Genomic DNA, 13185 nt, shown 5'->3' with positions numbered 1-13185 from the left:
CTGTGACGTCTGTGGCCCTTGTGATTGTCGTTGCGGTCGTGGTGATCGTGTTGCTGTGGACGCGTGCCGCCGTCCGCCGCCTCCGGGTGCTGAAGATGCGCCACCGCGACAGCCTGCGCCTGCTGACCAACGAACTCGACGACCGCTACGACCAGGTACCCGCACTCATCGCGGCGTCCGCCGGTGCGGGTCTGGATCGCAGCCGGCTCAGCCCCGTCGTCGGGGCGCGATCCCTGGCGATCGCCATGCGCGACCAGCGGCTGCCGCTGGGGGAGCGGGCCGCGGCCGAGAACACCCTGTCGGCGGCCCTGCACGAGCTGATCGGCGTCCTCGACGGCGTCAACCACTGGCCGTTCATCCGCGTCGCCCGCGAGTTGCGGACCCGCGAGCAGCGCATCGCCGGGGCCGCCCGCGTCCACAACGATCTCGGCCGCACCATCAACACCGCCGCCACCACCTTCCCGACCTCGGTGTTCGCGCGCATCGCCGCGGTCGGACCCGTCCCGCTGTTCGAGGTCGTCGCCCCGCTCGCCCCCGCCGCCGTCGTCCCGCCGGTGCCGGTCGCGCCGGAGCCGGCCGCCCCCTCCGCAGACGCGCCGACCGGCGGATCGGACACCGTCGCCGCCTGACCGCCGGCCCCCGGCTAGGCTCGTCGTCGCCGGCGCCCACGGGTGCGGCGTGGAACGAGAGACGGTAAGGGGTTGCGATGACCGATCGCGAGGAGTTGGCTGCGCTGGTTCGAGAACTGGCGGTGGTGCACGGCAAGGTGACCTTGTCGTCCGGCAAGGAGGCCGACTACTACGTGGATCTTCGCCGCGCCACCCTGCACCACCGGGCCGGGCCCCTGATCGGCAAGCTCATCCGGGAACTGGTCGCCGACTGGGACTTCGACGCCGTCGGCGGACTCACCATGGGTGCCGACCCGGTCGCGCTCGCGGTCATGCACGCACCGGGCCGTCCGATCGACGCGTTCGTCGTCCGCAAGGCCGCCAAGGCGCACGGCATGCAGCGGCAGATCGAGGGCCCCGACGTGCTCGGCAAGCGGGTCCTGGTGGTCGAGGACACGACCACGACGGGCAACTCTCCGCTCACCGCCGTCAAGGCCCTGCGCGACGCCGGCGCGACCGTCGTGGGCGTCGCCACCGTCGTCGACCGGGCCACCGGCGCCGGCGAGGTGATCGCCGCGGAGGGCGTGGAGTACCGCTACCTGCTGGGCCTGCAGGACCTGGGACTGCAGGACGCCTAGGAGTCCGGGTGCGACGGACCGCGGCCCGCCTCGCGGACGGCCGGGAGCTGTTCTACTTCGACGACACCGAGCCGTACGCCGGAGGCGGAGCAGTGCGGGAACGGCACGACACCCGGCGGCTGCCGCCGGCCGGGGCGGTCTCCGAACTGCGCTTCGACCCGCTGACGGGGGAGTGGGTGGTCTCCGCGTCGCACCGCATGGACCGCACCTTCCTGCCGGACCCCGCCGACTGCCCGCTGTGCCCCACCCGGCCGGGCCGGGCCGCCACCGAGATCCCCGCCGACGACTACGACGTGGTGGTGTTCGAGAACCGTTTCCCGGCCCTCGGATCCGGTGGCGCCGACGCCGGTCCGGTGGACGGCGACCCGCTGTGGCCGCGACGGCCCGCGACGGGACGCTGTGAGGTGGTCGCGTTCACCGCCGACCACGACGCCCGCTTCGCCGACCTGAGCGTCGAACGGGTCCGCACGGTGTTCGACGCACTGGCCGACCGCACCGCCGAGCACTCGGCCGCCCCCGACGTGCGGCAGGTGTTCTGCTTCGAGAACCGCGGCGCGGAAATCGGTGTGACACTGCAACATCCGCACGGTCAGATCTACGCCTACCCGTTCCTGCCGCCACGCTCGCAGGTGCTGCTGCAGCGCGCCCGCGCGCACCACGCGGCGACGGGCCGGCTGCTGCAACGCGACGTGCTCGACGCGGAACGCCGGGCGGGCACCCGCGTCGTGTGGGCCGGACGACGGTGGACCGCCTATGTTCCGGCCGCGGCGCGCTGGCCCGTCGAGGTGCACCTCGCCCCGCATCGCGACGTGCCGGACCTCGTCGCCCTCGACGACGCCGAGCGCGACGAACTGGCGGTGCTCTACCGGGAGTTGCTCCGTCGCGTCGACCTGTTCTTCGACGGCGTGGAACGCGTCCCGTACATCGCGGCCTGGCACCAGGCGCCGGTCGGCGACGAGCGACCGTACGGTCGTCTGTTCTGCCAGATCTTCTCGCTGCGACGCGCTGCCGACAAGCTCAAGTACCTGGCCGGATCGGAGTCCGCGATGGGCGTATGGATCAGCGACACCTCCCCCGAACGCATCGCGGTGCGGCTGCGGGAACTCGCCGGATGAGCGTGGCCGCGGCCGCCGCAGCCGGGTTCGCCGAGGCGTTCGGGGGGGCCCCGGAGGGGGTGTGGTGCGCGCCGGGCCGGGTCAACCTGATCGGTGAGCACGTCGACTACGCGGGCGGGCTGTGCCTGCCGCTGGCGCTGCCGCAGGTCACGGCCGCCGCGGTCCGGCGACGCGACGACGGCGCGGTCCGGCTGGTGAGCGAGGGCTTCGCCGGTGTGTCCTTTGGGCGGCTGGGGCAGCCCAAAGGACACACCGGCGGCTGGGCCGCCTACGTCGTCGGGGTGATCGGCGCGCTCGACCCGCCGGGATTCGCGGGCGCCGACATCGCGATCGCCTCCGACGTGCCGGTCGGCGCGGGCCTGTCGAGTTCGGCGGCGCTCGAGGCGGCCGTGGCTCTCGCCCTGGCCGAGCTGTCCGGGCTGCCGGTCGACGATCCGGGCCGGGCCGTCCTCGCCGCCGCCTGCACGCGGGCCGAGAACGACTACGTCGGCGCCCCCACCGGCGGGATGGATCAGCAGATCGCGCTGCGCGGCCGCGCCGGGCACGCCCTCCTGCTGGACTGTGCGACGGGCGAGGTCGAGCACCTCCCGATCGACCTCGAATCGCACGGCCTGGCACTGCTCGTCGTCGACACCGACGCCCCGCACCGCCTCGTCGACGGGCAGTACGGGCAGCGGCGGCGCGACGTCGAGGAGGCCACGCGCCGGCTCGGGAGCCTGCGCGACGTCGGCACCGTCGCCGCGCTCGGCGCGCTGACCGACCCGGTGCTGCGGCGCCGGGCCGGGCACGTCGTCACGGAGATCGCCCGGGTCCGCGCCGCCGTCGCGGCCCTGCGCGACGACGCCCCGCGACGGCTCGGACCGCTGCTCGACGCCGCCCACCGGTCGCTGCGCGACGACTTCGAGGTCAGCTCCGTCGAACTCGACACCGCCGTCGACGCCGCGCGCGCCGCCGGTGCGCTGGGTGCGCGGATGGTGGGTGGCGGATTCGGCGGCTCGGCGATCGCATTGTGCCGGGCGACGGACGTCGACGCGGTGGCGGAGGCCGTCACGGTGGCCGCCCGCGAGCGGGACCTGCCGCGCCCGAAGTTCCTGCGGGCGACGGCGTCGGCAGGCGCCCGCCGCTGCGCCTGAGGAAAGCCGGCCGGGTGACGCCGCGCGGATCGGTACGCTGCCGTGCATGGGATGGTTCAGCCGGGACAGGTGGAACGCCGAGCACGCGGTGTTCGCCGCGGCCGCGACGGCGACGGTCGTGGGCGGCGTGCTCGGGAACGAGCGGCTGCAGCGGGTCGCCAAGCCGCTGATCGGGCCGTCGCTGGCGGTCCGGGTGCTGCGGCACGCCCCGCACACCGACCGGTCGGACACCGCCCTGCTGCTGCTCGCCTTGACCGGCGCGACCGTCGGCGACGTGTTCATGATCGACCCGGACGACGACGCCCGGCTGCTGCGCGGTGCGTCCTCGTTCGCCGTGATGCAGGTCTGCTACTCGGCGCTGCTGGCCCGTCGCGGGGCCCGTCCGACCCGGTCGGCGGCGGTGCCGCGGGCCGTCGCGGCGCTCGGAGCCGCCGGCCTGCTCGGCGTGAAGGCGCCCCGGGTGGCGGCCCCGTTGACGGGCTACGGTGCGCTGCTCGGGACCACCGCGACACTCGCCGCGGACCCGTCGCTCGCCCCCGGCGCCCGCCGGCTGGCCGACCTGCCGATCCCGGGCCGGGACCGGCGCAGCTGGCTGGGGCTCGGCGGCCTGGTGTTCACGCTCTCCGACGGCACCATCGTCGCGCGGCGGGTGCTGTTGCGCTCGGAGGGGGCGCGCGCCGCGGCGGAGGGGTTCGTGCTCGCGACCTACGCGCTGGCCCAGCTGCTCCTCGTCGAAGGCAAGCTCGCGCTCGGGCGGGAGGGCGCCGTCGCGCCCCGGCTGTCCGCGTAGGCGACGGACACACCGGTCGCCTACGGGCAGAGGACGATGCGGTCCCGGTCGCGCGGGTCGACGCGGATGCCCACGACCCGGCCCGGCTCGAACCGGTCGAGATCCTCGCGGGCGACCTCGTAGAGCACCCGTCCGTGGTACGGCTCGGAACCCGGCACCGTCAGATCGAGATCCAGCTCGGTGAGCTCGCCGTTGTCCACGGTGTGCCCGAGGTGCCGAGCCGAGGTGATGGTCGCCCAGCCCTCGAGGCCGCGGCGGGCGAGACGGCGGTCGGCGCGCGACGGCCGCCCGGCGAGGATCATGGCGATGCCCAGCGCCGAGCCGTACGCGGCCAGCAGGAACATGATCTGGTAGGGGACGGTGCCCTCGGGAGAGCTGCCGACGAACAGCCCCAGCCACAGGGCCAGGACGACGAGATATCCGGCGGTGACGAACGCGACGGCACGAACGACTCGAACGTGGCTCATTGCTCCTCCGATGCCAGGATAGTCCGTGACCTGCGCCACGTTCGGCGTCGCTACGCTGCATTCATGAATTCGCCCACTGCCTTCGTCACCGGTGCCGCCGCGGGGATCGGCCGCGCCACCGCCCTGCTCCTCGCCCGCCGTGGCTACCGGGTCGCCGCCGTCGACGTCGATGCCGCGGGCCTCGAGGCGCTCGCCGCGGAGCAACCCGGCATCGTCACCGCGGTCCTCGACGTCACCGACGCGGCGGGCTGGGAACGCACACTGAAGGCGTTCTGCGCCGACGGCACGCTGGACCTGCTCGTCAACAACGCGGGTGTCCTGGCCTCGGGTCCGTTCGAGACGACCCCGCTCGCGCGGCACCGGCAGATGGTCGACGTCAACGTCGCCGGGACGATCACCGGCTGCCACAGCGCGTTCGAGTACCTGCGCCGCACGCCCGGCGCCCAGGTGGTCAACCTGTGCTCGGCGTCGGCGCTGTACGGGCAGCCGGAGCTCGCCACCTACAGCGCCACCAAGTTCGCCGTGCGCGGGCTGACCGAGGCCCTCGATCTGGAATGGGCTCCGCACGACATCCGGGTGGTCGCGATGTGGCCGCTGTTCGTCGAGACGGCGATGACCCGGGACATGAACATCGGTGCGTCGCGGCGGCTGGGGATCCGGCTCGACGCCGACGACGTCGCGCGGGCGCTGTACGACCTGACCCGTCCGGGCCGGCGGGCGGCCGGTGTCCACCACACCGTGGGCTGGCAGGCGAAGGCGTTCGCCGCCTTCGCCCAGGTCACGCCCGCCCGGCTCAATCGCCTGGTCAACCGGTGGGTGACCGGCAGCTGACGCGGTCTCGCTAGAGTGGCGGACGGATCAGCGACGGAAGGGAGTCGGGTGAACGTGCGTCGGATGTCGTCGATCGGTGCGGCCGCGGTGGCGGTGCTGGCACTGGCCGGGTGCGGAGGTTCGTCGGAGGGGGTGGAGCAGCCGGCTGCCGCGTCGTCGTCGAGCGCGGCCGTCACGACCACCACCACGGTGGCACCCGCCCCGACGACCACCGAGCCCACCTCGACCACCCCGGTCCCCGAGAGCGCCCCGGCAGGGCCCGAGAGCGCTGCGGCGGCGCCGGCCGACGTGCAGTACGAGCGCAACGAGTCGTACTACTTCACCAGCCCCGACGGCGGGTTCCGGTGCGGGATCGTCAAACTCCCCTCCCGCACCGAGGCGGGCTGCGAGGGCGTCACGGATCCGGTGCCGCCTCGGCCCGAGAACTGCATGGTCAACTGGGGCAACGGTATTCGCGTGCAGGACGCGGGGCCCGCGGAGTTCATGTGTTCGGGTGGGTCGGTCTACACCTCCGGCGGCGACGACCCGGTCCTGCCGAGCGGATCGACGTTGAGCAAGCTCGGCTACACGTGCGAGACCACCGCCGCCGACGTCTCCTGCGTCAACGACGCCACCGGGCACGGCTTCACGATCGCTGCCGCCTCGAACACGACGTTCTGACCGTGCATCTCGACGACGTTGCCGGTCCCACCGAGTGGGGCGAGCACCCGCACGGGTACGGTCCGTGGGTCGAGGAGTACGGCACCGAGCCCCCGCGGGATCCGCGCTACGACCCGGAGCTGCTCGCCCACGGTGACCGGCGCAACGTCGTCGACGCGTACCGCTACTGGACGCGCGAGGCGATCGTCGCCGACATCGACACCCGCCGCCATCCGCTGCACGTGGCGATCGAGAATTTCGGGCACGACGCGAACATCGGCACCGTGGTGCGCACGGCGAACGCGTTCGCGGCGGCCGCCGTGCACATCGTCGGCCGCCGGCGCTGGAACCGTCGCGGCGCGATGGTGACCGACCGGTACCAGCATCTCGTGCACCATCCGGACGTCGACTCCCTTCTGGACTGGGCGGCCGGACAGGGACTGACGATCGTCGCGGTGGACAACACCCCCGGATCGGTGCCACTCGAGACCGCACGGCTGCCCCGCGCGTGCCTGCTGCTGTTCGGCCAGGAGGGCCCCGGTGTGACGGCGCGGGCGCGGGAGGTCGCCGCGACGACCGTGTCCATCGCCCAGTTCGGCTCGACCCGCAGCATCAACGCCGGCGTCGCCGCCGGGATCGCGATGCACGCCTGGATCCGGCAGCACGCCGACCTCGACCGCGCCTGGTGAGGAAACGTTCGACGAGGTGCGGCCGATAGGGGAAAGCTGGTAGCGGTAGCGACGGTGAGACGAGGTTGGCGACGACATGTCGGATTTCTGGGCCGAGCGGGCGGATCTCGCGGAGGCTGCAGTCACGTCGCGGCACGTGCGGCGGTTGTGGGCGTTGCCCGGCACCGCGCTCGGAGTCGTCGGATGGCCGGCGGTGCGCCGCGAACGACTCTTCCTCACCTGGCACTACTGGTGGCAGGCGCACCTGATCGATCTCGCGGTCGACGCCGCCGAGCGGGAGGCGACGCCGCGGCGCCGGCGCCGGGTGCTGCGGCTGACGCGCTCGCACCGGATTCGCAACCTTCTCGGCTGGACCAACAACTACTTCGACGACATGGCCTGGCTCGGCCTCGCTCTCGAGCGCGCGCAGCGGCACCTCTACGTCGACCGCCGCGACGCCATCGCCGTCCTCGAGAACGAGCTGTTCGAGGCGTGGGCCCCCGAGCGGGGCGGGGGCATCCCCTGGCGGCGCCGCGACGACTTCTACAACACCCCGGCCAACGGCCCGGCGGGACTGCTGCTCGCCCGCACCGGCAAGCTGCTGCGGGCCCAGGAGATGGCGGACTGGATCCACGAGACGCTGCGTGATCCGGAGACCGGCCTGATCTTCGACGGGATCCGCGGTGGCCGGGTCGAGCGCGCGGTCTACACGTACTGCCAGGGCGTCGTGCTCGGGCTGGAGACCGAGCTGGCGGTGCGGATGGGCGAGCCGCGGCACCGGGAGCGGGTGCACGCCCTCGTCGAGGCCGTGGACACCCAGTTGGCGGACCGTGGGGTGATCACCGGCGGGGGCGGTGGGGACGGGGGACTGTTCAACGGCATCCTCGTCCGGTATCTGGCGATGGTCGCGACGACGCTGCCGGTGGCCGACGTGGAGGACGAACGCGCGCGCCGGCTCGCCGCGCGGATCGTGCTCGCGTCCGCGCAGGCCGCGTGGGCGAACCGCCTGCAGATCGAGGGGCTGCCGTTGTTCGGGCGGGACTGGTCCGTGCAGGCCCGGCTGCCCGGCACGGCACCCGGGATCGCGCGTTTCTCCGGCGGCACGGTGCGCAGCTCGGGCGTGGCGGAGCGGGACCTGTCGGTGCAGCTGAGCGGGTGGATGCTGATGGAATCGGCGTACGCCGTCGCCACCGAGCGGGCGCCGGGACCGAGTTCTGCGCGACCCGACGGCACCCATTTTGAAAACGGTTATCGATAACGGTTACCGTCGACGGCATGACCGCCGCGACCCCACTGCCCGTCACCGTGCTCTCCGGCTTCCTCGGCGCGGGCAAGACCACGCTGCTCAACCACATCCTCGCCAACCGCGACGGTGCCCGCGTCGCGGTCGTCGTCAACGACATGAGCGAGATCAACATCGACGCCGCGCTCGTCGACGGCAGCCTCGACCGCACCACCGAGAAGCTCGTCGAGCTCACCAACGGCTGCATCTGCTGCACGCTCCGCGAGGACCTGATCGAGACGGTCGCGCGGCTCGCCCGGGAGAACCGGTTCGACCACCTCGTGATCGAGTCGACCGGCATCTCCGAGCCGATGCCCGTCGCCGCGACGTTCGACTGGGAGTTCGACGACGGCTTCCGCCTCGGGCAGCTCGCGCGCCTCGACACGATGGTCACCGTCGTCGACGCCACCACGTTCCTCGCCGAGCTCGCGCGCGGCGACCGACTCGACGAGCGCGATCTCGAGGCCGGCGAGGGCGACGAGCGCAGCATCTCCGACCTGCTCGTCGACCAGGTCGAATTCGCCGACGTGCTGCTGCTCAACAAGACGGACCTGGTGAGCGACGCCGTCGCCGGGGCCGTCGAGGCCACCCTGCGCCGGCTCAACCCGACGGCGCGGCTCCTGCGCACCGTCCACGGCGCCGTCCCGATCGGCGAGGTCGTCGGCACCGGACGCTACGACCCGGAGGCGGCGGCACTCGCCCCGGGCTGGGCCGAGGAACTCGCCGGCGGCCACACCCCGGAGACCGAGGAGTACGGCATCCGCAGCGTCGTCTACCGCGCCGATCGCCCCTTCGACCGCGCCCGGCTCGAGGCGGCCGTGGAGAATCTGCACGGGGTGCTGCGCAGCAAGGGCTTCTGCTGGTTCGCCGACGACCCGGACACCGCGGCGGTCTGGTCGCAGGCCGGCCCCGATCTGGTGCTCGAACCGGCCCAGCCGTGGTCCCGGACCGGCGAGACGCCGGGGCAGGAAATCGTCTTCATCGGCGTGCGCCTGGATCCGGACACTCCGCGCCGCATCCTGGACCCCGCCCTCGTCTGAACGCGCATCCCCACCCCTCCCGGACATCGACAGCGGGCTCAGTCGATGGCCTCAGTCGATGGCCTCAGTCGATGGCCTCAGGCGATGGCCGCGGGCGTGCAGGCCGTGTCGACCGGGGCAGCCGGCCGCTCAGTCGGGGTCGACGTCCGCGATCTCCACGTCCACCGCCGGCCGCGCCATCTCGATCCGGTACTGCCGAACGCCGAGCACCGTGCCCACGACGAGGACGGCGGCCATCACGGCGAGGACCGTCGGCAGCAGCCACGAGACCCGCTCGAGGTACTCGCCGAAGTAGAACCCGACGAGCAGCAGCACCGGTGCCCACAGGATCGCGCCGATCGTGGACGCGATCGTGTAGCGGGTGTGGTTCATCCGCGCGGCCCCGGCCACCAGCGGAGACAGCGTCCGCACCCACGGGATCCAGCGGGCGATCAGCACCGCCCAGAACCCGTAACGGTCGAGGAGGACATTGACCTTCCGCAGGTTGGCCGCGTTGAGGTATCGGCCGTTGCGGCGGGCGATGAGGTGGTGACCACGCCGGTGGCCGATCACGTATCCCACCTGGTTCCCGGCGATCGCGGCCACCATCGCCCCGACCGACAGGGCCCACACCTGCGCCGCACCGGAATGGTGGGCGGCCAGCACGACGCCGGCGGTCAGCAGCATGGAGTCCCCGGGCAGGAACAGGCCGAGGATGATGGCGCATTCCACGAACACGAACGTCACGACGACGAGCCACACCAGGGCGGGCCCGGCGGTTTCGAGCGGACCGAAGGTCTCCGCGGCGAGAATCATGGAGGACGCGTTCGCGCGCGTGCTCAGGGCGTGGTGTCGCGACGCGTCGTCGGCACCGGCACCGTGTCGGCAGTGGCGTCGGCCTCGTCGGCAGTGGCGTCGGCCTCGTCGGCAGTGGCGTCGGCCTCGACGACGGCGGCGGCCCTGCGCTTGGCGATCAGGTGCTTGCCGACCTCGAGGATGATCGGGACGACGGAGGCGAACACGATCAGCAGGAAGATGATGTCGATGTTGTCGCGGATGAAGGTGATCTGACCGAGCAGGTAGCCCAGCAGCGTCACGCCGGCGCCCCACAGGATGCCGCCCACGATGTTGTAGGTGAGGAACACCGGGTACTTCATGCGGGACGCGCCCGCGACCACCGGCGCGAAGGTGCGCACGATGGGCACGAACCGGGCGAGGACGATCGTGATCGGACCGTGCCGCTGGAAGAAGTCCTCGGACTGGTCGATGTAGCCCTTGTTGAAGATCTTCGAGTCGTAGCTCTTGAACAGGCGCGTACCGCCCTTGGCACCGATCCAGTAGCCCACCTGGTCGCCCAGGATCGCCGCGATCGGGATCGTCACCATCAGCACCCACAGCGGTGCGAACGGCGGGATCTCCTCGGACTTCGAGGCGGCGATCAGACCGGCGGTGAAGAGCAGCGAGTCGCCCGGCAGCAACGGGAACAGCAGACCCGACTCGATGAACACCACGAGCAGCAGGCCGATGAGCACCCAGGTGCCGAAGGAGTTGAGCAGATTCACCGGGTCCAGGAATCCCGGCAGTAACGCCAGATTCGTCACGGTCTCCGGGACGACGGTCACGGACTCCAGTCCTCCGAGCACACTCACGGCCACCAGAGTACCGGTGGGAGGCCGGTGACCCGAATCATGGCGGGCACCCGACTGTGTCCCCGCGCCGACAGTTGACATACTGCAGGGACAACCCTGGAGCCCTCCCGCACCCCCGGGAAGGCACCCATCGACTCTCATCTGGAGGACAGCCGCCGTGCCAATCGCGACTCCCGAGGTCTATGCCGAGATGATCGCCCGCGCCAAGGACCACTCCTTCGCGTTCCCGGCCATCAACTGCACCTCGTCCGAAACCATCAACGCCGCGATCAAGGGCTTCGCGGACGCCGGCAGCGACGGCATCATCCAGTTCTCGACGGGTGGCGCCGAGTTCGGCTCCGGCCTCGGTGTCAAGGACATGGTGACCGGCGCCGTCGCGCTCGCCGAATTCGCACACGTCATCGCCGCGAAGTACGACGTCACCATCGCGCTGCACACCGACCACTGCCCGAAGGACAAGCTGGACGGGTTCGTGCGCCCGCTGCTCGCCATCTCGCAGGAGCGGGTGAAGAACGGCGAGAACCCGCTGTTCCAGTCGCACATGTGGGACGGGTCGGCCATCCCGATCGACGAGAACCTGCAGATCGCCCAGGAACTGCTCGCGCTGTCCAAGGACGCGAACATCATCCTCGAGGTCGAGATCGGCGTCGTCGGCGGTGAAGAGGACGGCGTGGAGAACGCCATCAACGAGAAGCTGTACACCTCGATCGAGGACTTCGAGAAGACGGTCGACGCGCTCGGCGCCGGCGAGAAGGGCAAGTACCTGCTCGCCGCGACGTTCGGCAACGTCCACGGCGTCTACAAGCCGGGCAACGTCAAGCTCAAGCCGTCCGTGCTGGCCGACGGCCAGGCCGCCGCGTCGAAGAAGCTGGGCCTGGCGGCCGGCTCGAAGCCGTTCGACCTGGTCTTCCACGGCGGTTCCGGCTCGCTGAAGTCCGAGATCGACGAGGCGCTCAGCTACGGCGTGGTGAAGATGAACGTCGACACCGACACCCAGTACGCGTTCACCCGTCCGATCGCCGGGCACATGTTCGCCAACTACGACGGTGTCCTGAAGATCGACGGCGAGGTCGGCAACAAGAAGACCTACGATCCGCGCAGCTACCTGAAGAAGGCCGAGGCGTCGATGACCGCTCGGGTCGTCGAGGCCTGCAACGACCTCAAGTCCGCGGGCCGCTCGGTGTCCGCCGGCTGATCGATCCCGCGCAGTCGTCCGACGCGAGCGGTGACGCGGGCCCGGCCCGCGGCACCGCTCGCGTCGTTTCGTTCTGCCTCTACCGTTCGCCCTCTACCGTTCGTCGCGGATCATTCGCCGCAGACCTTCCAGTCCTCCCCCTCGCGGGCCAGGTCGAAGGTGCGCTGGGTGACGTCGGTCGGCGTCCCGGCGGGGTGCGCCGTGACCTGTGCGATGGCCTGGCCGTCGGTGATCTGCACCTTGTCGACGCCGGTGACGACGGGCACGGTGCCCTGGTCGACGGCGGTGCGGTGGATGTCCGCGAACTGCTCGGGCGGTACCGAGGCGTAGAACTCCTGCAGTCCGCCGCACGTCGTGGTGCGCAGCGTCGTCAGGTCGCCGGCGGCGAGCGCACCGACGAAGGTCTCGACGGTGGCGCGGATCCGGGCCTCCGGCGAGTTCGCCGCCCGGTCGTCCAGGTAGACCTTCACGGCCGCGGCCGCCACTGCGGCGACGACGAGCAGTCCCGCGACGAGCGCGGCGATCACCCAGCCTCGCCGGCCCCGCCTGCCGGGTGCGACGGGGTCGATGCGCTGCGGCCCCGGGACCGGCTGGGCGCGCTGGGGTTGGACGCGCTGGGGTTCGGTGCGCCGGGGTTCGATGCGCTGGGGCTCCACCCGCCGGGCCTCGGCACGGTGCGGTTCCGGCCCCGCCGGCGGGACCCGCTGCGGTTCGGCGCGTTGGGGAACGATCCGCTGCGGCGCCTGCTTGGGGGTGTGCGTGGTGACGGCGATGCGGGCGGTGGGCGCGTCGGCTGGGGAGGGGGCCGGTTCGGCGCGCCGCGCGGCCGGGATGGCCACGGTCTCCGCCTCGCTCGCCGAGGCCGGCTCGTCCGCGGCGCGGTCGGCGGGACCCGTGGCCGGTGTGCCGCCTTGCGGGCCTGCGTGCGGTGCCGGGCCCTCGGCGTCGCCGGGCGCTGTGGAGGAACGGGGGTTGTCCGTGGCCGGTGTGCCGCCTTGCGGGCCTGCGTGCGGTGCCGGGCCCTCGGCGTCGCCGGGCGCTGCGGAGGAATCGGGTGCGCCCGTCGCCGGATCGGGGGACGTGGTGGTGTCTTCGTTCTTCGGATCCGGCACGCGATCCCCCTTGCTGAGCGGACGGCTGTTCTCCCGGGC

Annotated in this window: 15 protein-coding genes; 11 read left to right on the top strand and 4 right to left on the bottom strand. The window is 72.2% G+C overall.

The annotated features are described in order from the left end of the window. Positions 1-20 precede the first annotated feature (20 nt). The 5 genes from F1734_RS21400 (at position 21) to F1734_RS21380 (ending at position 4284) form a co-directional block, all read left to right on the top strand. Positions 21-629, top strand: a complete 609-nt coding sequence (locus F1734_RS21400; RefSeq protein WP_191902589.1) for a LemA family protein — start codon at positions 21-23, stop codon at positions 627-629. Positions 630-706: 77 nt separating this feature from the next. Then, a complete protein-coding gene (pyrE, locus tag F1734_RS21395; RefSeq protein WP_048772104.1) occupies positions 707-1246 on the top strand; it encodes an orotate phosphoribosyltransferase in 540 nt (179 codons plus the stop codon). Between the two features lie 8 nt (positions 1247-1254). Then, positions 1255-2361, top strand: coding sequence for a galactose-1-phosphate uridylyltransferase (gene galT / locus F1734_RS21390; protein ID WP_017680743.1), 1107 nt, complete (start codon positions 1255-1257; stop codon positions 2359-2361). Further along, positions 2358-3494 (top strand): galactokinase, encoded by a 1137-nt coding sequence (galK, locus tag F1734_RS21385; RefSeq protein ID WP_203011016.1) that lies wholly within the window; start codon positions 2358-2360, stop codon positions 3492-3494. The genes galT and galK overlap by 4 nt, the downstream gene beginning before the upstream one ends. A gap of 46 nt (positions 3495-3540) precedes the next feature. After that, positions 3541-4284, top strand: a complete 744-nt coding sequence (locus F1734_RS21380; protein WP_040270637.1) for a lysoplasmalogenase — start codon at positions 3541-3543, stop codon at positions 4282-4284. A 20-nt stretch (positions 4285-4304) separates the two neighbouring features. On the opposite strand, the gene F1734_RS21375 is transcribed toward F1734_RS21380, so the two are convergent. Next, the gene (locus F1734_RS21375; RefSeq protein WP_017680740.1) at positions 4305-4751 is read right to left on the bottom strand and encodes a hypothetical protein; all 447 of its coding nucleotides are present in this window, start codon (positions 4749-4751) and stop codon (positions 4305-4307) included. A gap of 63 nt (positions 4752-4814) precedes the next feature. On the opposite strand from F1734_RS21375, the gene F1734_RS21370 reads away from it, so the two are divergent. The 5 genes from F1734_RS21370 (at position 4815) to F1734_RS21350 (ending at position 9211) form a co-directional block, all read left to right on the top strand. Further along, a complete protein-coding gene (locus F1734_RS21370) occupies positions 4815-5582 on the top strand; it encodes an SDR family oxidoreductase (protein WP_010593224.1) in 768 nt (255 codons plus the stop codon). 48 nt (positions 5583-5630) lie between these two features. Continuing rightward, positions 5631-6242 carry a hypothetical protein gene (locus F1734_RS21365; RefSeq protein WP_017680739.1) on the top strand — a complete coding sequence of 204 codons (612 nt, stop codon included), beginning with the start codon at positions 5631-5633 and terminating at the stop codon, positions 6240-6242. A gap of 2 nt (positions 6243-6244) precedes the next feature. Then, positions 6245-6910 (top strand): TrmH family RNA methyltransferase, encoded by a 666-nt coding sequence (locus F1734_RS21360; RefSeq protein ID WP_017680738.1) that lies wholly within the window; start codon positions 6245-6247, stop codon positions 6908-6910. A 76-nt stretch (positions 6911-6986) separates the two neighbouring features. Further along, positions 6987-8147 carry a glycoside hydrolase family 76 protein gene (locus F1734_RS21355; RefSeq protein ID WP_203011015.1) on the top strand — a complete coding sequence of 387 codons (1161 nt, stop codon included), beginning with the start codon at positions 6987-6989 and terminating at the stop codon, positions 8145-8147. 17 nt (positions 8148-8164) lie between these two features. Beyond that, positions 8165-9211, top strand: a complete 1047-nt coding sequence (locus F1734_RS21350; protein WP_010593219.1) for a GTP-binding protein — start codon at positions 8165-8167, stop codon at positions 9209-9211. Between the two features lie 129 nt (positions 9212-9340). Here the strand turns inward: F1734_RS21350 and F1734_RS21345 are convergent, their stop codons facing one another. Continuing rightward, positions 9341-10006 carry a DedA family protein gene (locus F1734_RS21345; protein ID WP_010593218.1) on the bottom strand — a complete coding sequence of 222 codons (666 nt, stop codon included), beginning with the start codon at positions 10004-10006 and terminating at the stop codon, positions 9341-9343. A 23-nt stretch (positions 10007-10029) separates the two neighbouring features. Next, positions 10030-10845: a VTT domain-containing protein gene (locus tag F1734_RS21340; RefSeq protein ID WP_017680735.1), complete on the bottom strand. Its 816-nt coding sequence runs from the start codon at positions 10843-10845 to the stop codon at positions 10030-10032. A 151-nt stretch (positions 10846-10996) separates the two neighbouring features. Between F1734_RS21340 and fbaA the strand changes: the two genes are divergently transcribed. Further along, positions 10997-12034, top strand: a complete 1038-nt coding sequence (fbaA, locus tag F1734_RS21335) for a class II fructose-bisphosphate aldolase (RefSeq protein WP_003938365.1) — start codon at positions 10997-10999, stop codon at positions 12032-12034. 110 nt (positions 12035-12144) lie between these two features. Here fbaA and F1734_RS21330 read toward each other — a convergent pair whose 3' ends face one another. Further along, positions 12145-13146 (bottom strand): Rv0361 family membrane protein, encoded by a 1002-nt coding sequence (locus F1734_RS21330; RefSeq protein ID WP_048772115.1) that lies wholly within the window; start codon positions 13144-13146, stop codon positions 12145-12147. Between the last annotated feature and the right edge of the window lie 39 nt (positions 13147-13185).

It is taken from the genome of Rhodococcus ruber (assembly GCF_016804345.1).
Lineage (GTDB): Bacteria > Actinomycetota > Actinomycetes > Mycobacteriales > Mycobacteriaceae > Rhodococcus > Rhodococcus ruber.
Note: the sequence above shows the minus strand (reverse complement) of the source record. Positions and strands in the feature narration are given on the sequence as shown.

Coding starts and splice junctions, on each gene's coding strand:
- F1734_RS21375 (WP_017680740.1), bottom strand. CDS start 4,751: ATGAGCCACGTTCGAGTCGTTCGTGCCGTCGCGTTCGTCACCGCCGGA.
- F1734_RS21380 (WP_040270637.1), top strand. CDS start 3,541: ATGGGATGGTTCAGCCGGGACAGGTGGAACGCCGAGCACGCGGTGTTC.
- F1734_RS21355 (WP_203011015.1), top strand. CDS start 6,987: ATGTCGGATTTCTGGGCCGAGCGGGCGGATCTCGCGGAGGCTGCAGTC.
- galK (WP_203011016.1), top strand. CDS start 2,358: ATGAGCGTGGCCGCGGCCGCCGCAGCCGGGTTCGCCGAGGCGTTCGGG.
- F1734_RS21350 (WP_010593219.1), top strand. CDS start 8,165: ATGACCGCCGCGACCCCACTGCCCGTCACCGTGCTCTCCGGCTTCCTC.
- pyrE (WP_048772104.1), top strand. CDS start 707: ATGACCGATCGCGAGGAGTTGGCTGCGCTGGTTCGAGAACTGGCGGTG.
- F1734_RS21370 (WP_010593224.1), top strand. CDS start 4,815: ATGAATTCGCCCACTGCCTTCGTCACCGGTGCCGCCGCGGGGATCGGC.
- F1734_RS21345 (WP_010593218.1), bottom strand. CDS start 10,006: ATGATTCTCGCCGCGGAGACCTTCGGTCCGCTCGAAACCGCCGGGCCC.